The sequence below is a fragment of the Vibrio sinaloensis genome (genome assembly GCF_000808535.1).
In the GTDB taxonomy this organism is placed as follows: Bacteria; Pseudomonadota; Gammaproteobacteria; order Enterobacterales; family Vibrionaceae; genus Vibrio; species Vibrio sinaloensis_D.
Genome location: NZ_JWLV01000020.1, coordinates 1 through 25960 on the forward strand (window position 1 = coordinate 1; position 25960 = coordinate 25960).

Here is a 25960-nt window from a genome sequence, read left to right on the forward strand (position 1 = left end):
ACTAGAACATTGAATGTGTAAGAACGCAAACAGCTTTCCGAATTAAAGAATTTGCTTGGCGACCATAGCGATTTGGACCCACCTGATTCCATGCCGAACTCAGAAGTGAAACGAATTAGCGCCGATGGTAGTGTGGGGCTTCCCCATGTGAGAGTAGGACATCGCCAGGCTTTAAATTTATTTTCACTTTTTAAAAAGTGAAGACAAAAAGGTATCGTTACCCGTAATACGTGTAACAACATCATCAGTGTACTAATCTGACGATGACAATTTGTGGAGAGATGGCTGAGTGGTTGAAAGCACCGGTCTTGAAAACCGGCATACGTTAATAGCGTATCTAGGGTTCAAATCCCTATCTCTCCGCCACATTGAAAAGCCTCGCTAGAAATAGCGAGGCTTTTTTCATTTCATCTCTGTATAAATTAGCCTTTCTGTCATCAGTGAGTGCTCAGTAGTATTGCTTGTAGATGGCGTCTGTTTCTCCACTCTCTTTCATTTCCTTTAATATCTTTTCAATCTGGAATGCTTTGGAATCTGTACTGAGCGTTACGGGAAAGTTGGTGGGACTCAACTCTTGGCTAGGATCAAAGTGGGGATTTGGGGCTTCCGAATAGTGCTCAGATTGACGAGAAAAGCCAAGGTAGATAGGCTCCACACCACCGCAGCAGTTAGGGTGGATCTTGATATCGCTACTCTTGTTCGTCCTCAGATAGTAGAGCAATGAAGCGCGGTTATAGATATAAAAGTCGCCTCGTTTTTTCCTCAATAGATTGACTGCTTTGTCGATAGTCATTTCTGGTACAGCATAGATGCGAATGTTCTCGAGATCTCGGACAAAGTCTGGAGAGCCCAGAGATTGAAGGATTGTTGCGCCTTCTAACTCTTCCAAATGATTTATATCAGCAAAGTCAGAGCGTGATATGCCTATTTCCCCTCCGGGAAATCCGTTTTCAATGTAGTAGGTGTACAGGGCTCTATACTCGTTGTAGTTAAAGCCTGGATAGAAGTCTATTTCACCATCTTCGAGCTGTTTCAGGATACGTTTCTTGGGTCCACGAATAATTTTTAATTCACAACCTAGATGATCCGCCATGGCTTGGTAGAAGTGTTGATAAAGACCACTGTTGTCAGGGGAAGCGGAAATCAGGGGGAGCCTTTCATTCGTGCGATAACCCATTTTTAAGATGCAGGTGTCGGCAGACCATGAACTGCTAGCGTACATGAGTAATGACCACCATATCCAAGCCTTCCATTGCATGCTGTACTCCTTCAAAATTATGTTGAGGGAACACATACAGTTTAGCCAACGTTGAGGGATATGGATCGTGTAGCTCTAGTTTGAAAACTGGGAGGGGGGATTGGTCCCAGTTAACCCAAGTTAGATGGCCACTCTTGGAAAGGGACAGGGCGACTATAAAGGAACCCTTGTGCTTGATGGCAGTTTAACTGTGCAAGCATCTTAGCCTGTTCTGTTGTCTCGACCCCTTCTGCGACAATGTCGACTTTCATTCCGCGCGTCATGTTGATGACAGCGGCAACAATTGAAGTATCGAGATCGTTGGGAGTTAACTTGTTGATGAAAGTTCTGTCTATTTTGAGGCAATCAAAGGGTAATTTATGCAGGTAGGCAAGAGAACTGTAGCCTGTACCGAAGTCATCTATCGCGATTTGCACACCTAGCTCTCTAATTGCCTGCATGTTTTGAATCGTCACTGGATCGTTGTCGACGATGCGAGACTCGGTGATTTCTAAGGTTAAGTTGCTCGGATTTAAATCTGAGATAGTCAGCACTTTTTGCAATGTCTCGATGAAGTCCGGTTGTGACAGTTGGTTCACCGAAAGGTTAACGTGTAGGTGGAACTCCGTATCCCACTTGCCTTCTTTTATGCCTTTTACGGCATCGTTACACGCCTGCATCAGAATTTGCTCACCTATTTGACCGATTAACCCGCTTTCTTCCGCGATTGGAATAAAGTCGAGTGGGGAAACGAGGCCTGAGCTCGGAGACTGCCAGCGAGCGAGTGCTTCTGCGCCTAGTACTTTGCCACTGCGGATATCAACAATTGGCTGGTAGAAAGGAATAAACTCTTTGTTCTCAATAGCCTCTCTAATTTTTGATAGCATCAGAGTCCGTTTACGTGACACATCGGCCATCTCTGGGCTGTAGTAACTGATTCGAGTGAGCTCTTGTTTCGCATTGCTCAGAGCAATACTGCCGTTTCTTAGCCATAGAGTCATATTTTGGTCTGGACCTTGAGTAACGATCCCTACTGAGATGCTCACCAAAATACTCTCGTACTCCATAACAAACGGAGAAGCAAAAGCCTGCAATACTCGATTCGCCGTTAAGCTATTTTGTTCTTTGTCTTGAGGACCAGGGATGTAGATCGCGAACTCATCACCGCCAATTCGAGATAAATAGCACTCATTGGAGAATACAGACCTCAAACGCTCAGAGATGATGACGAGAAGTTGATCCCCTTTGTAGTGGCCTAAGCTGTCATTGATGTCTCTAAACTTATTTATCCCAATAAGCATGAGTGTGCCATCGAGCTTATCAAGGGTGTCACAGGTATCGATCAAACCTTCACGACTGTAGAGTTTTGTCAGTGAATCGTAGAGCAATTGCGTGCGTAGGGCTCGAAAAGAGGCTTTGAGGTTGTTGGCCATTTCATTGAAAGCAAACACCAACATACTGGTTTCGTAGATGCTTCCAGGTTTTGGCATGTGACTATCCCAGTCCCCCTTCGCTAGATGTTTAGCTGCATCAGCGGTAGAGGTAATGGGTGCGACGATGCGATTGAAGGCGATTAAGCCAATGAAGATGCCAATTAAGCTGGCCACAATCCCCAAAATCCAACTGTGTCTTTGGCTCTCGGGAAGTTTACCGAGCAGGTCTGACTCAGAGATCGCCATGCCTATTTGCCAGTTCAAACCGTACTGATCAACATAAGGGGTGAGATGATTGAAGTAACGTTCACCATTAATATCGACAGTAAAGTGCTGGGTTTCTTGTTTCTCATACAGGCCCAATGACTCTGCATACTCTGCGCTTGAGTTGACGACAGGGTTCGCACTCTCTACTGCTAATAAACGGTCACCTTTTTTGCTATAGGGGGTACCCCAAGAGACAACACTGCCACCTGTGGAGTGAGCGACCAAGCGCTTCTTGTCATCGACAATAAAAACGACGGCATTGGTGTTTTGTTGAAGTTGGTTTAAGAAAGTATTGAAGGTATCAATTTTTACGTCTGTGACGACGACTCCTTGAAACTCATCGTCATGAAATACGGGGGTGAGCGCGGAGAGCGTAATTTCTTGACGCTCATCAGCGTTGGCATAAATCGACGACCACATAGGCACTTGGCGATCCGCTACAGGAGCGTACCAAGGGCGCACTCTAGGGTCATAGCCATGAATGACCGAACGCACATCTTCACTGATTACCTGACCGCGATATATCACCAGCTTTTGCTCTGTGCGGTCATCTTGAATCATTAGGGTGTAGCCTTTGTTCGCCTCTTTGCGAAAGCCAGTATATTCGGCATTCTCGCCGCCGAATCCAATCACATCGAGGTGAGGGATCGATTGATACAGATCTCTAAAGCTTGAAAGAAGAAAATGTTCAATCTGAGTCGTATTTCCGGGGGTGTAGAGTTGGTTGTAGCCAATACTATGACTGAGAGCGAGGCTCGCTTCGAAAGGTTTGGTTAAGAACTTATTGAGCTCTAGTGTCACATTGTCAGTTAACGAAGAGAGCTGCTTATCACTGATGTCAACCACCATCTCTTCATAGCTCTTTTTCTGAACAGCGATAATCACCCCAATTGTAATAATAAAAATCATTACGAATGGGAGGACAACGGCAGTTCGGAGCGTAATCTGTGTGGTCGTTGACATACTATTAATTCTATTAATGCAATATACTGGATTCTATATTCTTTAAATACAACGAGCGAGCCATTTTTGGTGAAAAAGAGACCACTGTGTTTTTAGAAGCGAGAACTTACGAGCGCTTTTTACGCCTCTTATTTGCATTACTGAGTATATCTTTCTTTAGTAAAGCTCTTTGAGTTTCCTAGTGAGTGTGTTGCGTCCCCACCCCAAAACTTTTGCGGCATCTTGCTTATGACCGTTCGTATGTTCGAGTGCTACTTCCAAAAGTATACGTTCAAATTCAGGAAGTGCGTAAGAAAGTAACTCGGTATCTCCTTGGGTGAGCGACTTTTTTGCCCACGTCGCGAGCTGTTTTTGCCAAGTCGTGTCGCTATCAAAACCTAAATGAGGCTTCTCTTCAATCAATTCTGCAGGTAAGTCATTTGGTAAGACTTCACTACCACTTGCCATAACGGTTAGCCAACGGCAGATGTTTTCTAGCTGACGTACGTTGCCTGGCCACTCGAGGTTATTGAGGCGCTCTACCGTTGAAGGATGCAGCGTTTTTACATCGACGCCCAATTCTTCCGCGGCAAGAGCCAGAAAGTGTAAAGTGAGTTTTTCGATGTCTTGTCTGCGCTCTCGTAGAGCTGGGATTTGAATTCGAATGACGTTCAAACGGTGAAAAAGGTCTTCACGAAAATCCCCTTGATGCACCAGTTTTTCCAAGTTTTGGTGAGTCGCTGCCACAATTCTCACGTCGACTTTGATGGGAGAGTGCCCCCCCACTCGATAAAACTGACCATCAGCGAGCACACGCAGCAGTCGGGTTTGAATATCGAGTGGCATATCGCCAATTTCATCGAGAAACAGTGTTCCGCCATTGGCTTGTTCAAATCGCCCTTGTCTCACGGTATTCGCACCAGTGAACGCGCCTTTCTCATGACCGAATAACTCCGACTCGATCAAATCTTTGGGAATTGCGGCCATATTGAGTGCAATAAAGGGCTTGCTCGCTCGAGGGCTGTGTCGATGCAGTGCATGTGCGACGAGTTCTTTACCCGTCCCCGACTCGCCATTTATTAATACAGAAATTGAAGAGCGAGAGAGGCGTCCAATCGCGCGAAATACCTCCTGCATGGCCGGTGCTTCACCTATGATTTCTGGCGCACTGTAATCGCCTGTGTCGGCATTGGCTTGTTCTCGGCGTTGTTCGTGGCTGTGTGTAATCGCTCGTTCAACCAGGGTCAGTGTTTCATCAACATCGAATGGCTTTGGTAGATATTCAAATGCCCCTTTTTGGTAGGCATTCACAGCTGCATCCAAATCAGAGTGAGCAGTCATAATGATGACTGGTAAATCGGGTGATCGCTCATGGACTTGGCGTAATAACTCTATACCATCGATGCCAGGCATACGGATATCCGATACCAAAACATCGGGGCTTTCGCGCTCTAACGCCAGCAGAACGCTTTCGGCATCGGAAAAAGTATCGCATTTAATGCCTGCTGAAGAGAGGGTTTTCTCCATTACCCAGCGGATGGAACTGTCATCGTCGACCACCCAAACGTATCCTTTACTCATATTCTGGTTTCCTCACAGCAATGCAAATAGTGTGTAATATTAAATTGGCAGGTAAATTGTAAATATGGTTCTGCCTGGCCAGCTTTCGACATCAATCTTGCCTTGATGCTGATCGATCAGGTTTTGAGAAATCGATAGCCCTAAGCCTGTCCCGCCTTCTCTACCGCTGACCATCGGGTAGAAAAGGGTGTCTTGTAAATCGGCTGGAATGCCGGGGCCGTTATCCATGATCTCTATGCGAGCGGCGAGCTTGCAGCGCTGACCATGAATGTTGGCTTGATGCACTGTTCTGGTGCGGATGACGATCTTACCGTTTTCTTGGCCTTGTAGGATTTGCCCCGCGTTGCTAACGATATTGAGTAGTGCTTGCTCTATTTGATCGGCATCCATTAAGAACTCCGGTAGGCTCGGGTCGTAGTCGCGTTCGATGACGATCGATTGACCAATCTCAAGCTCGACCAGTTGGCGAACTTTTTCCAAGATTAAATGCAGATTTTCGTGCTGCTTTTTCCCTGGCTTTTGTGGCCCCAGTAGTCGGTCGACCAAATTTCTAAGGCGATCGGCTTGCTCAATAATGATTTGAGTGTATTCGGTTAATGATTGATCGGGCAGCATACGCTCCAGCAGCTGAGCCGCTCCTCTCAGACCACCAAGCGGGTTTTTGATTTCATGGGCTAAGCCTCTGACCAGCAGTTTGGCCGCTTGTTGCTGCGCATGTTGGTTGAGCTCTTGAGATAGACGTCGTTGTTGACCGATTTTGCGCATTTCCACTAACAGCATCAGTTCTCTGTGCCAGGAAATTGGGCTCACCGTGACCTCAAGCATTAAGGGTTTGCCATCGACGACAAAAGTGACGTCGCTATCGGTGATACTTTGTCCGCTTTGCAGTGGCTGAGAAAGTAACGCGAGGTCCATCGAGGCGTGTTGGATGAGCTTGGACAAAGGTTGTTCGACAATGCGTTTTGCACTTTGTGAAAACAATTGCTCCGCTGAAGGATTGGCATATTTGACTTGCAGTGTTTCATTCATCACTAAAATCGCGGTGACTTGGTGATTTAAAACAATCGTATCGAGCTCGCTACTCACAAAAAACCTCTCATCCATGAACTTAAAATGTGCATTGCACCATTGTGGTGCGACGATTCTTTCAAGTATGGCGCATGATTAGGCGTAGCAGAAGAAAAAAGTCACCAATTTACTGAGCTTTGACTGGAGAGACTGCTTTTTGCTGGCTACTGCGTAGTAGATGCACCGTTATAGGACTTGATGATGCAATAAGCTTGCCGTCTCTATAGGCTTGAATAACAAAGGTATGAGTTCCACGATCGATGTTTCTTAGTTCCCATAGAGGGCGAGTCGTAGGAGCGTGATAATTGGCACCATCCATCTGGAGTTGGAGGGTCTCATCAACAGAGAGTTTACGATTAAGTTCGGCTCGTATGGTGATCATACCGGCATTGCTACGTAAGGCTTGATCATGCTCAGGGGCGGTTATCGTGATTTCAAGGGAGGACAAGGCTGTTGGTTGGTTATCTTTTTTGTCTGACTTAGGATCAACTTTTGTTTCAGCTTCAAAAGCAGGGGGCGGGGACGGCTGATGATAGTCAGGCATTTGGATTGCTTTGACGTTTTTACCACTCGGAGTGTCACTGAAATGAATCACGCCATTGTTGTCTGTCCACGTATAGACAGTTTGAGCGAAAGCTAAGCTGGATATGGTGAGCAGTATGCTTAGAAGAGTGATCACTTTGTGCATCTTGTTCTCCGGATGGATTATCGTGGACAGCATGATACTAAAGGGTCTCGGTCAGGTGACAAATATGAAAAAGGCCCGCCTGCGAGGCGAGCCTTGAATTTGTGCAACAAAGCGTTTTGTTGCTTACGTAACCTGATTAAACAGAGTAGTAAAGTTCGAACTCTAGTGGGTGAGTTGTCATGTTCACTTTCTCTACATCTTGAGACTTAAGGTCGATGTAAGAGTCGATGAAGTCGTCCGAGAAAACACCACCAGCGGTTAGGAACTCACGGTCAGCGTCTAGACACTCTAGCGCTTCTTTTAGTGAGTAAGCCACTGTTGGGATTTCTGCTGCTTCTTCTGCAGGTAGGTCGTAAAGGTCTTTATCCATCGCTTCGCCTGGGTGGATCTTGTTCTTAATACCGTCAAGACCAGCCATTAACATTGCTGCGAAACATAGGTATGGGTTCGCTGATGGGTCACCGAAACGTAGCTCGATACGACGTGCTTTAGGGCTTGGTACCACAGGGATACGGATAGAAGCAGAACGGTTACGTGCAGAGTATGCAAGCATAACAGGCGCTTCGAAGCCAGGTACAAGACGCTTGTACGAGTTCGTTGATGCGTTAGCAAATGCGTTGATTGCTTTAGCGTGTTTGATAACACCACCGATGTAGTAAAGTGCCATTTCAGATAGGCCGCCGTACTTGTCACCCGCGAATAGGTTAACACCGTCTTTCGCTAGAGATTGGTGAACGTGCATGCCGCTACCGTTGTCGCCAACGAGTGGCTTAGGCATGAATGTCGCTGTTTTGCCGAACGCGTGAGCAACGTTATGAACAACGTACTTGTAAACCTGAATTTCATCAGCTTTAGCTGTTAGCGTGTTGAAGCGAGTAGCGATTTCGTTCTGACCCGCAGTTGCAACTTCGTGGTGGTGCGCTTCTACAACTTGGCCCATCTCTTCAAGGATTAGACACATTGCAGAGCGGATGTCTTGAGAAGAATCCACTGGTGCTACTGGGAAGTAACCACCTTTAACGCCTGGGCGGTGACCTTTGTTACCACCTTCGTAGTCAGAACCTGTGTTCCAAGCTGCTTCTACGTCGTCAATTTTGAAGAAAGAACCTGACATGTCAGTTGCGAACTTAACATCGTCAAATAGGAAGAACTCTGGCTCTGGACCAACAAGAACAGTATCAGCGATGCCAGTTGCACGTAGGTAGTCTTCAGCACGTTTAGCAATAGAACGTGGGTCACGATCGTAGCCTTGCATTGTTGCAGGCTCAAGAATGTCACAACGGATGTTTAGCGTTGCGTCTTCTGTGAATGGATCAAGAACAGCAGATGCTGCGTCAGGCATCATTACCATGTCAGATTCGTTGATACCCTTCCAGCCAGCAACTGAAGAACCATCGAACATCTTACCTTCTTCAAAGAAGTCTGCGTCCACTTGGTGAGCAGGGATAGATACGTGCTGCTCTTTACCTTTTGTATCTGTAAAACGTAGGTCAACAAACTTAACTTCGTTTTCTTGGATCAGCGATAGAACGTTTTCTACTGACATCTTGGATAACCTCCAGTGTTATTAAAGCGGTTTAGCTCGATTGGTTTCATAATCCAGCATTGATTAACTTCGTTTCAATCGTATTAATCGATGCTGAATTTAATAAAGCTAAAACCGTGCCAAAAAAATTAATCCATTAATTTCAATAAATTAGCGGGCTTGATTAAACTTGGTGCAGAAAAGTTGCACCAAAATGATCTTGTTTTGCACTAAAGTGGTGCGTTTGTATCTGTGTTGCACCAAGAGTAAACAAAATCGTACTCCATTCAGCCTAGTTTTACCCCTTATGTCAATGAGGTTTTCGCTTATCGGACAAGGAACTTGGGTGTGGTCATCAAATATCTGCTGAAAAGAAGCGGAACAGATCACATATTTCTGGGTTTTTCGCTAAAATCTGGTACATTATGGCCGTTTTTTTAATCAAATAAGTTCGCGGAGATTCTCGGCGGGCTTCTTATATCGAGTGAATCAAATCCATGGCTACTCCACAGATTGATAAATTAAGAAATATCGCGATCATCGCGCACGTTGACCACGGTAAAACTACACTGGTTGATAAACTACTACAGCAATCAGGTACTTTAGAGTCTCGCGGCGAAGCAGAAGAGCGCGTCATGGACTCGAATGACATCGAAAAAGAGCGTGGCATTACCATTCTTGCTAAGAACACAGCAATCAACTGGAATGACTACCGTATCAACATCGTAGATACTCCGGGACACGCGGACTTCGGTGGTGAAGTAGAACGTATCATGTCGATGGTAGATTCAGTACTACTTATCGTTGACGCAGTAGATGGCCCAATGCCACAAACGCGTTTCGTAACACAGAAAGCTTTTGCTCACGGTCTTAAGCCTATCGTTGTTATCAACAAGATTGACCGCCCAGGCGCGCGTCCTGATTGGGTTATGGATCAAGTCTTCGATCTATTCGATAACCTAGGTGCAACTGACGACCAGCTAGACTTTAAAGTGGTTTATGCTTCTGCACTAAACGGTTGGGCTTCTCTAGAAGAAGGCGAAACTGGCGAGAACATGGAACCTCTATTCCAAACTATCGTTGACGTTGTTGATGCGCCAAATGTTGACCTTGAAGGTCCACTGCAGATGCAAGTTTCTCAGCTAGACTACAGTTCTTACGTTGGTGTTATCGGTGTTGCGCGTGTAACTCGTGGCTCTGTTAAGCCAAACCAACAAGTAACAGTTATCGGTGCTGACGGTAAGACTCGCAACGGTAAAGTAGGCACGGTAATGGGTTACCTTGGCCTAGAACGTCACGAAGTTGAGCAAGCAAACGCGGGTGACATCATCGCAATCACTGGTCTTGGTGAGCTGAAAATCTCTGACACTATCTGTGCACAAAACGCAGTAGAAGCGCTTCCTGCATTGTCTGTAGATGAGCCAACAGTAACCATGACGTTCCAAGTAAACACGTCTCCATTCGCGGGTAAAGAAGGTAAGTTCGTAACGTCACGTAACATCCTTGAGCGTCTTGAGAAGGAACTGGTACACAACGTTGCACTACGTGTTGAGCAAACTGATGATCCAGACAAATTCCGCGTATCAGGCCGTGGTGAACTTCACCTATCTATCCTGATCGAAAACATGCGTCGTGAAGGCTTCGAGCTAGCAGTATCTCGTCCAGAAGTTATCATCAAAGAAGAAGATGGTCAGCTAATGGAACCGTTTGAAACGGTAACTATCGACGTGATGGAAGAGCACCAAGGTGGCATCATGGAGAACATCGGCCTACGTAAAGGTGAGCTGACTGACATGTCTCCAGATGGTAAAGGCCGTGTACGTATGGACTTCATCATGCCATCTCGTGGTCTGATTGGTTTCCAAACTGAATTCATGACGCTAACGTCAGGTTCTGGTCTTCTTTACCATACATTTGATCACTACGGTCCACACAAAGGCGGCGAGATCGGCCAGCGTATCAACGGTGTACTTATCTCTAACGGTATGGGTAAGGCGCTTACAAACGCACTATTCAACCTACAAGAGCGTGGCCGTATGTTCATTGGTCACGGTGTTGAAGTATACGAAGGCATGGTTGTTGGTATCCACAGCCGTGACAACGACCTAACTGTAAACGTACTGAAAGGTAAGCAGCTAACCAACGTTCGTGCATCAGGTACGGATGACGCGCAGGTTCTTACTCCGCCAATCGTGATGACGCTTGAGCAAGCTCTAGAGTTCATCGATGACGACGAACTAGTAGAAGTAACGCCGGAAAGCATTCGTATCCGTAAGAAGTTCCTAACAGAATCGGATCGTAAGCGTGCGTCTCGCGCTGCAAAATAATCTGCGTTAACAGATTAGAATCATTAAAGCCCCGAGCATTGCTTGGGGTTTTTTGTATTTGAAGGAATAACACTATGAAGCCAATTGTCATTACTGGTGGTCCAGGGGCAGGCAAAACCACCTTGCTCAACGCGCTTGGAGAATTAGGCTACGCGACGTTTGCTGAAGGTTCACGCACCTTGATTGAACAGCAAAGCCAACTCGATGAGGGGATTCTGCCTTGGACGAACTTGCCTGAGTTCGCCAACTTGTGCCTTGAGCTAATAGGAAATCAGAAGCGAGAAGCAGAGAACCACAAGGTCGCGTTCGTTGACCGCGCTATCCCAGATATTGTGGCGTATCTTCAGGTGGGGGGCTGTAAGGTCGAGCCAAGGTTTATCACTGAGAGTAGGGGATACCACCCTCAGGTACTTGCTTGTCGACCAGAAGTCTCTATCTATGTTCAAGATGAAGTGCGCCCACACAGTTTCGAAGAAGCGCTGCAAATTCATCAAACCCTAGTCGAGACTTATGCAGAGCTTGGCTATCACGTGGTGGAAGTACCTTGGGGAAGTGTGGCGGAGCGAGTGGACTTTGTTCGAATAACGTTGGGGCTTGAGAGGGAAAGCTAAAACCTCCCCACAAGGAGGAGGTGAGTCTGTTTACTTTTGGTTGAGCTTTTGCAAGAACTTGTCCGATTCCGCTATCGCGGCATTCATTTGTTTGATTGCGAACTGAATGTCTTGCTCGAGATTCGAAAACTCGCCTTGTAGGGAGCCAATCGCACTCGCATTGAGGTTATGTTTCAAATAGAGCGTATTGTCGCGCAGAGTATTTAGGACTGGCGTCATTTTCTGCTCAGCACGCTTCATCGCTTTCAGCATGGTGGCATATGACGATTTGGTGTCACGTAGCTTCTGTTCGCTCGCACGACGCAGTTTTGAGCTGGTATAGAGTTCTAACTCATCTTGCCACTCGGCAAAGAGAGCGTCGGACACATCTTCAATCGCCGCAATACGTGAACGTACATCTTCTGCTGCTTTTTCGCTGTCTTGGTATTTGTCGTTAATCTGGTTATAGACGCTTTCTAACTCGCCACCATCAAAGTTGGTGAGTGCTGAGAGCGCGTCCAGTGCACTCGTGAACTCTTGCTGTGCTTCTTGTTGTGATTTTTTGGCTTCTTCAACGCGATCCACCATAATGTCACGTTTGTGGTAGCCTACTTGTTCCATGGCTGAGTAGTAGGCGGACTGGCAGCCTGTTAGAGTAAAAATGGATAGTACCAAAGCCAGTATGTACGGCATGATTGTGTCCTTTCTTTTAGAATTACGATGTTAGGATGGCTGAGACGGTCAGGAGATACAAGTTGAAATTAGAGCAAACTCTTAAGCAAAGTCTGATTTTTGGGCAATATTTGATCGCCCGAATGGCGCATGATCGCGTCAACGTCAATGCGGGCTACCTTGCGTATATTACTTTATTGTCGATCGTACCCATGTTGACGGTGTTGTTGTCTGTTCTGTCATCGTTCTCCATTTTTGAAAACGCGGGTGACGCGATTCAAGACTTTGTGATTACCCACTTCGTCCCTGCGGCGGGTGATGCAGTGAAAGGAGCATTGCTCGAGTTTGTTTCAAATACTGGCAAGATGAGTGCGGTCGGTGGTGGCTTTCTGTTTGTGGCTGCGTTGATGTTGATCTCTAACATTGATAAGAATTTGAATTACATTTGGCGAGTCAGACGCAAGCGCAGAGCGGTGTTCTCGTTCTCGATGTATTGGATGGTACTGACTTTGGGGCCGATTCTGGTTGGAGCCAGTATTGCTGCGACCTCATACGTGACTTCGCTGAAAATTATAGAAAGTGAAGCGGTATCGGGTGTGTATAACTTATTGTTGCGCTGGTTACCGTTTTTGCTCTCCCTGTTTGCCTTTGTTGGCCTCTATCTTTTGGTTCCCAACAAAAAAGTACACATTTCTCATGCTTTAATTGGTGCTGTTGTTGCGGCCATTTTGTTTGAAGCGAGTAAGAAAGGATTTGCGGCTTACATTACCCAGTTCCCTTCGTATCAATTGATTTATGGCGCGTTAGCCGCTATCCCAATCTTGTTTGTTTGGGTCTATTTGTGCTGGCTGATTGTGCTTGTTGGCGCCGAAGTGACGGCGGCGCTCGGGGAGAAAGAGCACTGGAGCAAGCCGCAAGAAATGGTACACTCGCCTGAAAACTTAACGCAATCAACATCTAAGAAAGGAAACCACAGTGATAGCCCTGATCCAGAGAGTGAGTGAAGCCGCCGTTCGTGTCGACGGTGAAGTCGTTGGCGAAATTGAGCACGGCCTTTTGGTGCTATTGGGCGTTGAAAAAGATGACGACGAAGCAAAAGCGAAGCGTCTCATGGAGCGAGTCACTACCTACCGTGTGTTTGGTGATGACGAAGGCAAAATGAACCTCAATGTCAAACAAGTTGAGGGCAAGGTCTTAGTGGTGTCGCAGTTTACGTTGCCCGCTGATACCAAGAAGGGAACACGCGCAGGGTTTTCTCGTGGTGCTCACCCTGCAGACGCTGAGCGCTTGTACGAATACTTTGCCGATCGCTGTGCAGAGGTATTACCCACAGAGCGAGGCCAGTTTGCCGCAGATATGAAAGTGTCGCTGGTGAATGACGGACCCGTGACATTCTGGCTACAAGTTTAGCCACACTATAATGAAAGACAAAGGCTAGAAGGGAAGAGCGGCGCTCTTTCATAAAAAAGGACTTTTATGTTTAAGCTGATTACGCCAAAAACGGAAAACCAACTGAATAAGTACTATCACTTTCGTTGGCAAATGCTGCGTGAGCCTTGGCGCATGCCGCTTGGTTCAGAGCGAGATGAGTACGATCCAATGAGTCACCACCGCATGATTGTCGATGGCCGTGGGCGACCTATGGCGATTGGGCGTTTATACATCACCCCTGATAGCGAAGGTCAGATTCGCTATATGGCGGTAAAAGGTGCTCGCCGAAGCAAAGGGATGGGGTCGCTCGTGCTCGTTGCTCTTGAATCCTTGGCTCGCCAAGAAGGGGCAAAGCGCTTGGTGTGTAATGCTCGTGAAGATGCGATCGCCTTCTATGAGAAAAACGGCTTTGAGAGGCGAGGTGAGCTGACGGATGAGCGTGGCCCTGTTCGCCATCTACAGATGGTTAAACCCCTTGATCCAATGGCCAATGTCCTTCGCAAGCCGGAGTGGTGCACGGAGCTGCAAGAGCGTTGGGAAAATCAAATTCCCATCAGTGACAAAATGGGCATCAAGATTAACCAATACACGGGTTATCAGTTTGAGTGTAGTGCCCAATTAAACCCCAACCTAAACCCACACAATACGATGTTTGCTGGCTCGGCCTTTACGCTGGCGACCTTAACCGGATGGGGCATGACATGGTTATTGATGAAAGAGCGTAATCTTACCGGAGATATCGTGCTGGCAGACAGCCAGATCCGCTATCGTCATCCAGTGACCCAGAATCCAGTTGCATCGACATCTCTTGACGGCATCAGTGGAGATTTAGACCGACTCGCGTCTGGCCGCAAAGCGCGGATTGTCATTCATGTGACTATCTACAGCGGTGATGACGCCGCCGTTGAGTTCATTGGCACCTACATGCTGCTACCCAACTACAAGGCGATTTTGCCGGAAGAGTCAGACGCCTCTTCTTGATGTTGCACGCCATCAGCATGGGCTGGTGGCGCGACCTCTACCTCTTGGCAGGTTTGTTCAATTACATTGGTTAAACTGAAAATATCCGACCACAACCGCTGACATGGGGTTTGAGTGCGAAAGAGTAGCGTCGCAAATTCCGGCTTTAGCATATCAATATGCCCTGTCAGTTCGGCTTCTTCTCCTTTGGAAGAAAGGCTCAGCCGCCCTCGGTCGGCCTGAATCGAAATCGTCTCTAATGGCCATTCCTGTTCGAAACTGGTTCCACCGTCGGCGCTCTTTGCTTTGAGCGTGGTTTGATGCAGTTGCAGTTTGGCATCGCCGGACAGGCTATGAGCAAACATGGCGTAATCACCAGATAAACCGGATAGATCAAGCTCAACTTCTGCCATCCCTTGCAGGTGAAATGGCAGCTGTGCATCAAACAGTGGTAAGTCGGCAGGTACGCCATCGGCATGCAGGGTTAGCCTCCACGGAGCGCTGATGCTGCTACGATCCCACTGGCCATTGGCTTCGATGTAGCCAGCCTGAAGCGGGAAGAAGGCGCGCTCCAGATTCAGGTTCCCTTGCTCAGCTTGCATCTCCACAACCAACTGAGTGCTCAATAGGTTATCTAGGCTGGCGTTACTAGCGCTTAGCTCAATCTTGCCGTTCAGTAACCCCGTTTGCTGGGGATTGATGAACTCAAGGTCACGCCCTTCGATACTCAGTCCTGATACCTGCCAATAGGGGCGTTTTTCCACTTGAATAAATTGACTGTTACGCACGTCGAGCTCTTTGATGGTCAGAGAGTTGAGCGATAAAGCCAGCGCCTTTAACTCGCTGCTCATTTGAGGCAGGTCTTCAAGCCACTTCACGCCAGAGGCTCTGAGTTCATCAAGCGCAATGCGTTCTTGGGATAGTTTGCCTTTAAATTGCAGCCAGCCTTGTTTGAAGTCGGCGTTAAACAGCTCAACGTTAATGTCATTTTGCCCAAATCCAAGCTCGGCCGTTGGGTTAATAAACCTTAACTCTTGGTGAGTGAGCAGTTCGGCATCAAACGAGAAGTAGCCATTTTCCTGCTGCCAAAGCGACTGATTGAGATAAAGATTCTCGATTGAGGCATCCAACTGTTCAAAATGCCAACCTTGGTAGTTAACGTTGCTTCGCAGTATATCAAGGCTGTTGATGTGGTAGACCGGAAACTCTAGAGAGTTCAATGTGTTGATCAGTTTTGTGGCCGGGGCAACGCTGTCGAGATTGAGATCAAAAATCGTCACATTGATGAGTGACCAGCCTTGTTGAAATTGCTCTGCTTGACCAGAGAACTCAGCACCATGCCATTTGAATGATGCGCCATAGAGAGTGCTGTTCTGAGGTTTGTATTGAGCATCAACCAAGACGTCGTTCAGGGCTTCGCCACGAACATAAAGCTGTTTTGCTGAAAATTGAATATCGCCAAAGGGCAGGGCCTGATTGTTTTGCTTCCATTCAGGATTCTCGACCTGCAAATTGACCTCTCTCGCTGACCATTGGTCCGAAGTAAGATCGACATGCTGAAGCGCCACTTGGCGAAGGGTAATGCCGTCCAGCATCGAAGCGTAATTGTGGCTAAGGTCGAGTGTTGCGCCTTCAACGAGTAATGAATCGAAAGCGAGCTTGCCATTTTGCCAGAACGACTGACTGAGCCATACGGTCAGCTTTGGAATGCGTGCTTGTTGTTGTTCTCGTTCGACAACTACATCTTGTAGAGAAAGCTGGAGTGGTGGTGTGTAGGTAACTTGCTGGGTATTTACTCGGTAGGGGGTGAGTTGCTCCAACAAATAGCTAACCACTTGCGGCGCGTGGCGTGTCTGCAGTATGGCAAACAACGATAGCAACGAAAGGCAAATTAGGCTTATCAGGATGATGGTGGTCAGTATCAGCGGTTTCTTCACAGCACGTATTCCCTCGCTTTAGTGCTGTTAGCTTGAAACATTTTTGACCATCAGGCAACAAAAAGCCCCTCAAAAGAGGGGCTTAGATTACGATTTGATGTCGATATCACTAATCAAGCTGAGGGCCAGCTGCGACTAATGATTTACCTTCATCGTTGTCGGTGTACTTATCAAAGTTATTGATAAAGCGGCTCGCAAGATCTTTTGCCTTACTTTCCCATTGAAGTGGGTCAGTGTAAGTATCGCGAGGGTCGAGAATGGTTGGATCCACATCGTGTAGCGCGGTTGGCACTTCTAGGTTGAAGATCGGAATGTGCTTCGTTTCCGCTTCTTCGATAGAGCCATCTAGGATTGCGTCAATGATGCCGCGCGTATCTTGGATAGAGATACGTTTACCGCTGCCGTTCCAGCCCGTGTTGACAAGGTACGCTTCTGCGCCTGCCGCTTCCATACGCTTAACCAATACTTCAGCGTATTTGGTTGGGTGCAGTGTCAGGAATGCCGCGCCAAAACATGCTGAGAACGTTGGTGTTGGCTCTGTAATACCACGCTCAGTGCCCGCCAGTTTTGCGGTAAAGCCTGATAGGAAGTGGTACTTAGTTTGTTCCGGAGTCAGTTTCGATACTGGTGGAAGTACACCAAACGCATCTGCTGATAGGAAGATAACCTTGTTAGCATGGCCTGCTTTAGACACCGGCTTCACAATGTTCTCAATGTGCTCGATTGGGTAAGAGACACGCGTGTTCTCTGTTTTAGAACCGTCATCAAAGTCAATAGAACCATCATTACGTACGGTGACGTTTTCTAGCAGCGCATCACGGCGAATCGCGTTGTAGATGTCCGGCTCAGCTTCTTTCGAGAGCTTGATTGTCTTCGCATAACAACCGCCTTCGAAGTTGAAGATACCGTCGTCGTCCCAGCCGTGCTCATCGTCGCCGATTAACTCACGTTTAGGGTCTGTCGATAGGGTTGTTTTACCCGTACCAGAAAGGCCAAAGAAGATCGCCACATCGCCGTTTTCTTTGCACTTGTTCGCACTACAGTGCATTGACGCGATCCCTTTAAGTGGCAGGAAGTAGTTCATCATGGCGAACATACCTTTCTTCATCTCGCCGCCATACCAAGTACCGCCGATTAACTGCATGCGCTCAGTTAAGTTAAACACGGTGAAGTTTTCAGAGTTCAGACCGTGCTCTTTCCACTTCTGGTTGGTGCATTTCGCGCCATTCATGACCACGAAGTCAGGTTCAAACGTTGCAAGCTCTTCTTCTGAAGGACGGATGAACATGTTTTTCACGAAGTGCGCTTGCCATGCCACCTCGGTGATAACACGAATGCTCAAACGAGTATCAGGGTTTGCACCACAGTAACCGTCAATGACAAACACGCGCTTACCAGAAAGCTGGTTGGTCACGAGCTCTTTAAGATCATTCCATACCGCTTGATCGATTGGCTTGTTGTCATTTTTAACGGCGTCAGAGGTCCACCACATATGCTCTTCTGTGGTTGCGTCTTTGACGATGTACTTATCTTTCGGTGAGCGGCCAGTAAAAATACCGGTATCAACTGCAACAGCGCCTAATTCGGTAACTACACCTTTTTCGTAGCCTTCCAGATCAGCACGAGTCTCTTCTTCGAACAACATTTCGTAGCTTGGGTTACGAACAACCTCTTTTACGTTTTGCAGCCCATGTTTAGTAAGATCAATTGTTGCAGCCTTTGTATGTTCCATAACGGTCATAGGTGCTCCTTATCGGAATATTTGTAGGGATTTTGTAAGAATTTTTGTAATTTTTATCTGCTCACCATGCTAGCAATGGGCTTGCGAGAAAACAGGGATATAGCTCAAAAAATATCCATGATTTTCGTGGGGTTTTAAGCGACTCATCACATATTGGCTGGGATAGTTTATCGTGTGCGCAAAGCATTGCGCTAGGGCAAAAGAATTAATAATTGATTAAAATTAACCAGTTGTTTTATTACAGTTCAGGCTAGGTGTAGCGGGCTTTTGATCACAAAAAGGCCTGCGTGGTGCAGGCCTTTTGATAGGAAAATTACGTGCTTGATAAGCTATGAAAATTAATGCAGGGTTTTATTGCCCGAATTTGCTTCAATAAATAGCTCAGAGACCTCTGCTTCGTCATACGTATATGTCGTGCCGCAGTAATCACAATGTAAAGAAATTGAACCAAGCTCGGCTAAAATGTCGTTCACTTCTGCTCGATCGATCGTCACGATCGCGGCACCGCTGCGTTCACGTGAACAGCCACAGTGGAATTCAACAGGTTGTGGTTCAAATAGACGAACTTTCTCCTGGTTGTATAAACGATATAGCAGCTCATTGGCTTCAAGCGTGAACAACTCTTCGTTTTTGACGGTGTCCGTCAACTGCTCGAGGTGCTCAAAGTCCTCTGGTGAACCTGTACCGTCTGGCATTACCTGAATAAGCATACCTGCAGCGTGCTTCTTGCCGTCGATCTCGCCATTGCGGATCCAAATGCGCGTTTTAAGCTGCTCAGAGTTGGCGAAGTAACCTTCTAGGATTTCTGCCAGATTGTCGCCTTCTAGCGCAACAATACCTTGGTATCGCTCACCTTTTTTCGGCTCAATCGTAATGACAAGATAACCTTTACCCATCATGTCATGGATTGACGCGTCTTCAGCGATGTCACCTTCCCAGCGTGCAACGCCACGGATCTTTTGGTCGTGATCACCGTTGATAACCGCCAGTGATACCGGTCCATCACCTTGAAGTTGCATGGTAATGGAACCTTCGAACTTTAGTGTTGCCGTAAGAAGGGTCGTTGAAACGAGTAGCTCACCAAGCAGCTTTTGCAGTGCAGCTGGGTATTCCTTGCTAGAAATAATACGTTGGTATGCTTCATCCAATTGTACCAACTCACCACGTACAGAGAGATCTTCGAAAAGGTAGCGGTTTAATACGTTGTTTGACATGGAGTGGTTTCCTCGTACGTATGGTACTTACTGATGTTTAAACTTGATGATGTCGCGACGCTGTTTCTTATCGGGGCGACGATCAGGGCTAGGATTGTGAGCATGAAGTTTTCGCTGCATGGCGTTTTCTTCACGCTTATTTACGCTTTCGGCGGTTTCACTGTATAGGGTTTGAGCTTCTGGGGCGCCACGGCGTTGATCAGAAATCTTTTCTATTACAACGGTTTTCTCTTCGTGACCTTGACGAAGGGTAATGATGGCACCGAGTTCAACAGCCTTACTCGGCTTGCTTCGTTGGCCATTATAGTGAACTTTGCCGCCATCGACCATATTTCGAGCAATGGAGCGAGTCTTATAAAAGCGCGCGGCCCAAAGCCATTTATCGAGTCTGACTGCTTCTGTTTGGGAACCCATTGGGAATAGTGACCTCTAAGGATGGTGGATGTGGATGCCAATATGTTGAAGTAACAATGGTGACATGCCGCCCATTTTTCAAGCGAGAGTTGCAAAAATGTCTTTTGCAAGGCTGTACAAATAGAGTAAACGGTTTAGCTTGTTTCATATTTTGGTACAATGATTGGCTGCCCTTTTGATTATCGGGCGCCATTTTTACTCAGCGCAAACGAGAAGGATATTCAGTGAAGCAACAAGGCGTAAGCGCACTTTATAAGTTGGGCGAGTCAGTAAAAGAAGTTCAAGTGCAGCAGCGTATTAGCTTTACCTTAATGACGTTGTTGCTCGCGTTGAGTGCGTGGATTTTAGGACAACTGATTTGGCAACCTTTAGTGTCTGATAGCGTGACTAAATGGCAACCTGTCCTCGCCTCGTCTGGGAAGCCTACCGCCTCACAAACCGTCAACTTGTCAGAGCTGCAGAATAGTCACTTATTCGGTGAATATCAGGAGCAACGTCAAGTTGTTACACAACCAAAAGTCGAAGATGCTCCGAAAAGCCGTTTGAATGTGGTATTGGTGGGCGTGGTTCAGAGTACAAACTCTAATAAGAGCCTCGCGGTGATCGCCAATCGAGGCAAGCAAGCCACCTACGGGATTGGCGAAGTTATAGAAGGCACGCGAGCGAAATTATACCAAGTACAGGTTGACCGTGTGATTATCGACAATGCTGGTCGCAACGAGACGGTCATGTTGGAAGGCTTGAAGTACACCAAACCCCAGCCGACACCAGACACTTCACCTGTTCGTCAACCTGCTCAAGTCTCAGAGCAAAAACTCGAGCAGATACGCCAAGAAATCCAACAGGACGCGAAGCAAATCTTCCAATATGTCCGAATGTCACAGGTGAAGCGAGATGGCGACGTCTTGGGCTACCGACTGACACCGGGTAAAGATAAAGCGCTGTTTGACTCTGTCGGTTTAAAACCGGGTGATGTCGCGACACAAATAAATGGATTGGATTTAAAAGACTCAGCGGCGATGGGAGAGATTTTCCAAACCATCTCTGACATGACTGAGTTGACTCTCACGGTTGAGCGAGATGGCCAACCCTACGAGATATACATTGAATTATAAAACAGCGTTGGCTTTGTTCATCGCATGAGGAGTAACGAGTGAACCATTGGCTCAAGAAAAGCGCATGGCTTTTAGCAGGAAGCTTACTGACCGCACCTAGCTTAGTCACGGCGAACGAAAACACGTTCAGTGCCAGCTTCAAAGGCACAGACATTCAAGAATTCATCAATATTGTTGGCCGTAACCTAGATAAAACCATCATTGTTGACCCTTCCGTTCGCGGCAAAGTTGACGTGCGTAGTTACGATATGTTGACGGAAGAGCAATACTACAGCTTCTTCCTCAATGTATTGGAAGTGTATGGTTATGCCGTGGTTGAAATGGACAACGGCGTTGTTAAGGTCGTTAAGTCGAAAGACGCCAAAACTTCTGCGATTCCAGTGGTGGGCGACGGCTCGGTAAAAGGCGATGAAGTCGTGACGCGAGTGGTCGCGGTGCGCAACGTTTCTGTCCGTGAGCTTTCTCCTCTATTACGCCAGTTAAACGACAATGCCGGTGCGGGTAACGTCGTGCACTACGATCCGGCAAACATCATCTTGATTACTGGCCGTGCTGCGGTTGTGAACCGTTTGGCTGACATCATCAAGCGTGTCGACCAAGCGGGTGACAAAGAGATCGAAGTGGTTGATCTTGATAACGCATCAGCCGCTGAAATGGTGCGAATCGTTGAAGCACTTAATAAAACCAATGACAGCAAAAACACCCCTGCTTTTCTACAGCCTAAACTTGTGGCTGACGACCGAACAAACTCAATCCTCATCTCTGGTGACCCTCAAGTGCGCCAGCGTTTACGTAAGTTGATCAAGCAGCTTGATGTAGAAATGGCATCGAAAGGCAACAATCGCGTTGTGTATCTAAAATATGCCAAAGCAGAAGAATTGGTTGATGTGCTAAAAGGCGTGTCAGACAACCTTCAAGCTGAAAAGTCCGCGGGAAGCAAGAGCAGTTCAAGTGCCAAGCGTGGTGAAGTGATGATCGCAGCGCACCCAGATACCAATGCGTTAGTACTGACTGCGCCGCCAGATATCATGAATGCACTTCAAGATGTGATTTCTCAGCTAGATATTCGCCGAGCTCAGGTATTGATTGAGGCACTTATTGTTGAGATGGCAGAAGGTGACGGTATTAATCTTGGCGTGCAATGGGGTTCGTTAGAGACGGGTGCCATGATTCAGTATGGCAACGCAGGCGCACCGATTGGCAAAGTGATGGTCGGTCTAGAAGAAGCTAAGGACACTGAGACCACGAAAGCGGTTTACAACTCTGATGGTGATTTCCTTCGAAATGAGACCACGACAGAAAAAGGTGATTACTCGACATTAGCTGCGGCCTTGGCTGGCGTAAACGGCGCAGCGGTGAGCTTAGTGATGGGTGACTGGACGGCGTTGATCAGTGCCGTGTCGACTGATTCAAACTCAAACATCCTGTCCTCTCCAAGCATTACTGTTATGGATAATGGTGAAGCGTCGTTCATTGTTGGTGAGGAAGTACCTGTACTTACAGGCTCTACCGCCGGCTCAAGCAATGACAACCCATTCCAAACGGTTGATCGTAAGGAAGTGGGCATCAAGCTTAAAGTGGTTCCACAAATCAATGAAGGTAACTCTGTTCAGCTTAACATTGAGCAAGAAGTTTCTAACGTCTTGAGCCCTAATGGTGCAGTGGATGTTCGTTTTGCTAAACGTCAGTTGAACACGTCGGTGATGGTGAATGACGGCCAAATGATTGTGCTGGGTGGATTGATTGACGAGCGAGCGTTAGAAAGTGAATCAAAAGTGCCGTTGCTTGGCGATATCCCTGTGCTAGGGCATTTGTTTAAGTCGACCAGCACTCAGGTTGAAAAGAAAAACCTCATGGTATTTATCAAGCCAACCATCATTCGCGATGGCATGACGGCCGATGGTATTACCCAGCGTAAGTACAACTTCATCCGAGCGGAACAGCTCTATAAAGCCGACCAAGGTTTGAAATTGATGGATGATGGTCATATTCCAGTACTGCCGAAATATGGGGATGACATTCGCCACCCTGCCGAAATCCAAGCATTCGTTGATCAAATGGAAACCAACTAATGACTATGGAAGCGGTAACCACGGTGCGTCGTTTGCCTTTCAGCTTCGCTAATCGTTTTAAATTGGTTCTAGAGCCAAGCGAGCGCGGGGCAGTACTCTATTACATTGCGCCTCTCGCAGTGCCAGCGCTGCTTGAAGTGCAGCGCGTGGCTGGGCAAAACATCACCCTAGAAGAGCTCACGAAAGAGGCGTTCGAACACAAGCTCACGCAGGCGTATCAGCGTGACTCGTCGGAAGCTCGCCAGTTAATGGAAGACATTGGTGCCGACAATGACGATTTCTTCTCGCTTGCAGAAGACCTTCCTCAAGATGAAGACTTGCTCGAGTCAGAAGACGATGCGCCAATCATCAAGTTGATCAACGCGATGTTGGGTGAGGCCATCAAAGAAGGCGCCTCTGATATTCATATTGAGACGTTTGAAAAGAGCCTAGCGATTCGATTCCGTGTTGATGGCGTGCTTCGTGACGTCTTGTCTCCAAGCCGTAAGCTGTCGCCCCTATTGGTTTCTCGTGTGAAGGTCATGGCTAAACTGGATATTGCAGAAAAACGCGTGCCACAAGACGGCCGTATTTCGCTGCGTATCGGTGGCCGAGCGGTGGATGTGCGTGTTTCAACCATGCCTTCATCCCATGGTGAACGCGTGGTAATGCGTCTGCTAGATAAAAACGCGACCCGCTTAGATTTACACAGCTTGGGCATGACAGAGCGCAACCATGATCACTTCCGGACCATGATTGCGCGACCGCACGGCATCATTTTGGTGACCGGTCCAACTGGCTCGGGTAAGTCGACAACCTTGTACGCAGGCTTACAAGAGCTCAACAGCAACGAGCGAAATATCCTGACTGTCGAAGATCCGATTGAATTTGATATCGATGGAATTGGTCAAACGCAGGTCAACCCGAAGGTCGATATGACCTTTGCTCGCGGTTTGCGTGCTATTTTGCGTCAAGACCCAGATGTGGTGATGGTCGGAGAGATTCGTGACTTAGAAACGGCGCAAATCGCAGTCCAAGCCTCGTTGACAGGTCACTTAGTGATGTCGACGCTGCACACCAATACTGCGGTAGGTGCCATTACACGTCTTCGTGATATGGGCATTGAACCCTTCCTGATTTCTTCTTCATTACTTGGCGTGCTGGCTCAGCGACTAGTCAGAACGTTGTGCTCGGACTGTAAAGAGCCTTATGAAGCAGACAAAGAGACTAAAAAGCTGTTTGGCCTGAAGAAGAAAGAGGACCTGACTCTCTATCGCCCATGTGGTTGTGAGACGTGTAACTACAAAGGTTATCGCGGACGTACCGGCATCCATGAACTCTTGGTGGTGAACGAGCAAGTCCAAGAATTGATTCATGGCGAAGCGGGTGAACAAGCGATTGAAAAAGCGATTCGTGAGGACGTGCCGAGTATTCGTGAAGACGGTTTATCCAAAGTACGCAATGGGATCACCTCTCTTGAAGAAGTGATGCGAGTGACTAAGGAAGGGTAATGGCAGCATTTGAGTATAAGGCTCTCAATGCCAAAGGTAAGACTCAGAAAGGCGTGATCGAAGGCGATAACGCCCGTCAGGTCCGTGCTCGTCTTAAAGAGCAAGGGCTGGTGCCGGTTGAGGTGAACGAAACTCGTCAGAAAGCCAAGAAGCAGAGTAGCCAACCGAGCCTGAGTTTTAAGCGTGGTATCAGTACGCCGGATTTAGCGCTGATCACTCGTCAACTTGCGACCCTAGTTCAATCCGGTATGCCGCTGGAAGAGTGCTTGAAGGCGGTTTCTGAGCAATCCGAGAAGCCACGTATTCGCACCATGTTGCTCGCGGTACGCTCAAAAGTGGTGGAAGGTTATACCTTAGCCGACAGCTTAGCGGACTACCCGCATATCTTTGACGAGCTGTTTCGTTCGATGGTTCAAGCGGGCGAAAAATCAGGTCACCTTGATGGCGTACTGGAGCGTCTAGCTGACTATGCGGAAAATCGTCAGAAGCTGCGCTCAAAGTTGCAGCAAGCGATGATTTATCCGGTAGTGCTGGTGGTGTTTGCTGTTGGTATCGTGGCGTTCTTGCTTGCGGCAGTGGTGCCAAAAATCGTCGGTCAGTTTGTGCAAATGGGCCAAGAGTTGCCTCAATCAACGCAGTTTTTGTTGGCGTCCAGTGATTTTATTCAGCATTGGGGCTTGCAACTGCTGCTTGCGATTATCGTCTTGGTTTACGCGATCAAGATGATGCTGCGCTCGCCAAACGTGCGATTGAATTGGGATCGCCGTGTCGTCCGTTTGCCTCTGATTGGTAAAATATCACGCGGGCTCAACACCTCTCGATTTGCGCGAACGCTCTCTATTTGTACCTCGAGCGCAATCCCGATTCTGGATGGGATGAAAGTGGCGGTGGATGTTATGTCCAACCATTTTGTTAAACAGCAAGTGATGTTGGCGCGAGATAATGTCCGTGAAGGGGCAAGTTTGCGCAAAGCTCTCGATCAGACCAAGTTGTTCCCACCGATGATGCTGCATATGATTGCCAGTGGTGAGCAAAGTGGTGAACTGGAAGGGATGCTGACCCGTGCAGCGGACAACCAAGACGCTAACTTCGAGTCGACCATCAATATTGCTTTAGGAATTTTCACCCCTGCGTTGATTGCTTTGATGGCGGGGTTAGTACTGTTCATTGTGATGGCGACCTTGATGCCAATCCTAGAAATGAACAACTTAATGAGTGGATAACGTAGAGGACACTCGTGTACCTCAGATTTTGGT

The 25960-nt window shown here is 47.4% G+C and carries 20 protein-coding genes, 1 tRNA gene and 1 rRNA gene; 11 read left to right on the forward strand and 11 right to left on the reverse strand.

Translation table 11 applies throughout. From position 1 onward, the window contains the following. Positions 1 to 54: 54 nt before the first annotated feature. Both rrf and RJ47_RS12200 read left to right on the forward strand, forming a co-directional pair. Positions 55 to 170, forward strand: a 5S ribosomal RNA gene (rrf, locus tag RJ47_RS12195). A 105-nt stretch (positions 171 to 275) separates the two neighbouring features. Next, positions 276 to 366, forward strand: a tRNA-Ser gene (locus RJ47_RS12200). 82 nt (positions 367 to 448) lie between these two features. Here the strand turns inward: RJ47_RS12200 and RJ47_RS12205 are convergent. The 6 genes from RJ47_RS12205 to glnA form a co-directional block, all read right to left on the reverse strand. Further along, positions 449 to 1258, reverse strand: a complete 810-nt coding sequence (locus RJ47_RS12205; RefSeq protein ID WP_231565954.1) for a substrate-binding periplasmic protein — start codon at positions 1256 to 1258, stop codon at positions 449 to 451. Between the two features lie 110 nt (positions 1259 to 1368). After that, the gene (locus RJ47_RS12210; protein ID WP_039484103.1) at positions 1369 to 3900 is read right to left on the reverse strand and encodes an EAL domain-containing protein; all 2532 of its coding nucleotides are present in this window, start codon (positions 3898 to 3900) and stop codon (positions 1369 to 1371) included. A gap of 156 nt (positions 3901 to 4056) precedes the next feature. After that, positions 4057 to 5460 carry a nitrogen regulation protein NR(I) gene (gene glnG / locus RJ47_RS12215; protein ID WP_038192421.1) on the reverse strand — a complete coding sequence of 468 codons (1404 nt, stop codon included), beginning with the start codon at positions 5458 to 5460 and terminating at the stop codon, positions 4057 to 4059. A 39-nt stretch (positions 5461 to 5499) separates the two neighbouring features. Further along, positions 5500 to 6564: a nitrogen regulation protein NR(II) gene (gene glnL, locus RJ47_RS12220; protein WP_005472605.1), complete on the reverse strand. Its 1065-nt coding sequence runs from the start codon at positions 6562 to 6564 to the stop codon at positions 5500 to 5502. 91 nt (positions 6565 to 6655) lie between these two features. Then, positions 6656 to 7249 carry a DUF4124 domain-containing protein gene (locus tag RJ47_RS12225; RefSeq protein ID WP_331415748.1) on the reverse strand — a complete coding sequence of 198 codons (594 nt, stop codon included), beginning with the start codon at positions 7247 to 7249 and terminating at the stop codon, positions 6656 to 6658. A gap of 103 nt (positions 7250 to 7352) precedes the next feature. After that, positions 7353 to 8762 (reverse strand): glutamate--ammonia ligase, encoded by a 1410-nt coding sequence (glnA, locus tag RJ47_RS12230; protein ID WP_005472535.1) that lies wholly within the window; start codon positions 8760 to 8762, stop codon positions 7353 to 7355. 476 nt (positions 8763 to 9238) lie between these two features. Between glnA and typA the strand changes: the two genes are divergently transcribed. Beyond that, positions 9239 to 11068 carry a translational GTPase TypA gene (gene typA, locus RJ47_RS12235; RefSeq protein WP_005472550.1) on the forward strand — a complete coding sequence of 610 codons (1830 nt, stop codon included), beginning with the start codon at positions 9239 to 9241 and terminating at the stop codon, positions 11066 to 11068. Positions 11069 to 11142: 74 nt separating this feature from the next. Then, positions 11143 to 11679, forward strand: coding sequence for an AAA family ATPase (locus RJ47_RS12240; protein ID WP_039484107.1), 537 nt, complete (start codon positions 11143 to 11145; stop codon positions 11677 to 11679). A gap of 30 nt (positions 11680 to 11709) precedes the next feature. On the opposite strand, the gene RJ47_RS12245 is transcribed toward RJ47_RS12240, so the two are convergent. Beyond that, positions 11710 to 12351 carry a DUF2959 domain-containing protein gene (locus RJ47_RS12245; protein ID WP_005472618.1) on the reverse strand — a complete coding sequence of 214 codons (642 nt, stop codon included), beginning with the start codon at positions 12349 to 12351 and terminating at the stop codon, positions 11710 to 11712. 35 nt (positions 12352 to 12386) lie between these two features. Between RJ47_RS12245 and RJ47_RS12250 the strand changes: the two genes are divergently transcribed. From RJ47_RS12250 to RJ47_RS12260, 3 genes are all read left to right on the forward strand, one after another. Then, positions 12387 to 13334 (forward strand): virulence factor BrkB family protein, encoded by a 948-nt coding sequence (locus RJ47_RS12250; protein ID WP_411572129.1) that lies wholly within the window; start codon positions 12387 to 12389, stop codon positions 13332 to 13334. Beyond that, positions 13306 to 13740 carry a D-aminoacyl-tRNA deacylase gene (gene dtd / locus RJ47_RS12255; RefSeq protein ID WP_038140824.1) on the forward strand — a complete coding sequence of 145 codons (435 nt, stop codon included), beginning with the start codon at positions 13306 to 13308 and terminating at the stop codon, positions 13738 to 13740. The genes RJ47_RS12250 and dtd overlap by 29 nt, the downstream gene beginning before the upstream one ends. Before the next feature lie 66 nt (positions 13741 to 13806). Next, the gene (locus tag RJ47_RS12260) at positions 13807 to 14742 is read left to right on the forward strand and encodes a bifunctional GNAT family N-acetyltransferase/hotdog fold thioesterase (protein WP_005472601.1); all 936 of its coding nucleotides are present in this window, start codon (positions 13807 to 13809) and stop codon (positions 14740 to 14742) included. Here RJ47_RS12260 and RJ47_RS12265 read toward each other — a convergent pair. The 4 genes from RJ47_RS12265 to hslR all read right to left on the reverse strand — a co-directional run bounded on the left by RJ47_RS12265 (position 14700) and on the right by hslR (position 20027). Beyond that, on the reverse strand, positions 14700 to 16658 hold the full coding sequence (locus RJ47_RS12265; protein WP_039484109.1) for an AsmA family protein: 1959 nt from the start codon (positions 16656 to 16658) through the stop codon (positions 14700 to 14702). The two genes, RJ47_RS12260 and RJ47_RS12265, sit on opposite strands and share 43 nt — an antisense overlap. 109 nt (positions 16659 to 16767) lie before the next feature. Next, complete coding sequence (gene pckA, locus RJ47_RS12270; protein WP_038140826.1) at positions 16768 to 18399, reverse strand: phosphoenolpyruvate carboxykinase (ATP); 1632 nt, start codon at positions 18397 to 18399, stop codon at positions 16768 to 16770. Between the two features lie 338 nt (positions 18400 to 18737). Next, positions 18738 to 19613, reverse strand: coding sequence for an Hsp33 family molecular chaperone HslO (hslO, locus tag RJ47_RS12275; RefSeq protein ID WP_005472509.1), 876 nt, complete (start codon positions 19611 to 19613; stop codon positions 18738 to 18740). A gap of 27 nt (positions 19614 to 19640) precedes the next feature. Beyond that, a complete protein-coding gene (gene hslR, locus RJ47_RS12280) occupies positions 19641 to 20027 on the reverse strand; it encodes a ribosome-associated heat shock protein Hsp15 (RefSeq protein ID WP_005472530.1) in 387 nt (128 codons plus the stop codon). Between the two features lie 224 nt (positions 20028 to 20251). On the opposite strand from hslR, the gene gspC reads away from it, so the two are divergent. From gspC to gspF, 4 genes are read left to right on the forward strand one after another with little or no spacing between them, the layout of a single operon-like run. Next, positions 20252 to 21142, forward strand: a complete 891-nt coding sequence (gene gspC, locus RJ47_RS12285) for a type II secretion system protein GspC (RefSeq protein WP_052125162.1) — start codon at positions 20252 to 20254, stop codon at positions 21140 to 21142. 38 nt (positions 21143 to 21180) lie between these two features. Next, positions 21181 to 23214: a type II secretion system secretin GspD gene (gene gspD, locus RJ47_RS12290; protein WP_038140828.1), complete on the forward strand. Its 2034-nt coding sequence runs from the start codon at positions 21181 to 21183 to the stop codon at positions 23212 to 23214. Continuing rightward, positions 23214 to 24704: a type II secretion system ATPase GspE gene (gene gspE, locus RJ47_RS12295; RefSeq protein ID WP_038192411.1), complete on the forward strand. Its 1491-nt coding sequence runs from the start codon at positions 23214 to 23216 to the stop codon at positions 24702 to 24704. The genes gspD and gspE overlap by 1 nt, the downstream gene beginning before the upstream one ends. Further along, on the forward strand, positions 24704 to 25927 hold the full coding sequence (gene gspF / locus RJ47_RS12300; protein ID WP_038140832.1) for a type II secretion system inner membrane protein GspF: 1224 nt from the start codon (positions 24704 to 24706) through the stop codon (positions 25925 to 25927). Before gspE ends, gspF begins: the two co-directional genes overlap by 1 nt. Positions 25928 to 25960: the final 33 nt, after the last annotated feature.

Excerpts from the sequence above, each read along its gene's own strand:
- glnG (WP_038192421.1), bottom strand. The coding sequence starts at position 5,460 with ATGAGTAAAGGATACGTTTGGGTGGTCGACGATGACAGTTCCATCCGC.
- pckA (WP_038140826.1), bottom strand. The coding sequence starts at position 18,399 with ATGACCGTTATGGAACATACAAAGGCTGCAACAATTGATCTTACTAAA.
- hslO (WP_005472509.1), bottom strand. The coding sequence starts at position 19,613 with ATGTCAAACAACGTATTAAACCGCTACCTTTTCGAAGATCTCTCTGTA.
- RJ47_RS12210 (WP_039484103.1), bottom strand. The coding sequence starts at position 3,900 with ATGTCAACGACCACACAGATTACGCTCCGAACTGCCGTTGTCCTCCCA.
- hslR (WP_005472530.1), bottom strand. The coding sequence starts at position 20,027 with ATGGGTTCCCAAACAGAAGCAGTCAGACTCGATAAATGGCTTTGGGCC.
- typA (WP_005472550.1), top strand. The coding sequence starts at position 9,239 with ATGGCTACTCCACAGATTGATAAATTAAGAAATATCGCGATCATCGCG.
- RJ47_RS12240 (WP_039484107.1), top strand. The coding sequence starts at position 11,143 with ATGAAGCCAATTGTCATTACTGGTGGTCCAGGGGCAGGCAAAACCACC.
- gspF (WP_038140832.1), top strand. The coding sequence starts at position 24,704 with ATGGCAGCATTTGAGTATAAGGCTCTCAATGCCAAAGGTAAGACTCAG.
- RJ47_RS12225 (WP_331415748.1), bottom strand. The coding sequence starts at position 7,249 with ATGCTGTCCACGATAATCCATCCGGAGAACAAGATGCACAAAGTGATC.
- RJ47_RS12205 (WP_231565954.1), bottom strand. The coding sequence starts at position 1,258 with ATGCAATGGAAGGCTTGGATATGGTGGTCATTACTCATGTACGCTAGC.
- RJ47_RS12250 (WP_411572129.1), top strand. The coding sequence starts at position 12,387 with ATGGCTGAGACGGTCAGGAGATACAAGTTGAAATTAGAGCAAACTCTT.
- glnL (WP_005472605.1), bottom strand. The coding sequence starts at position 6,564 with ATGGATGAGAGGTTTTTTGTGAGTAGCGAGCTCGATACGATTGTTTTA.
- RJ47_RS12260 (WP_005472601.1), top strand. The coding sequence starts at position 13,807 with ATGTTTAAGCTGATTACGCCAAAAACGGAAAACCAACTGAATAAGTAC.
- glnA (WP_005472535.1), bottom strand. The coding sequence starts at position 8,762 with ATGTCAGTAGAAAACGTTCTATCGCTGATCCAAGAAAACGAAGTTAAG.
- gspE (WP_038192411.1), top strand. The coding sequence starts at position 23,214 with ATGACTATGGAAGCGGTAACCACGGTGCGTCGTTTGCCTTTCAGCTTC.
- RJ47_RS12245 (WP_005472618.1), bottom strand. The coding sequence starts at position 12,351 with ATGCCGTACATACTGGCTTTGGTACTATCCATTTTTACTCTAACAGGC.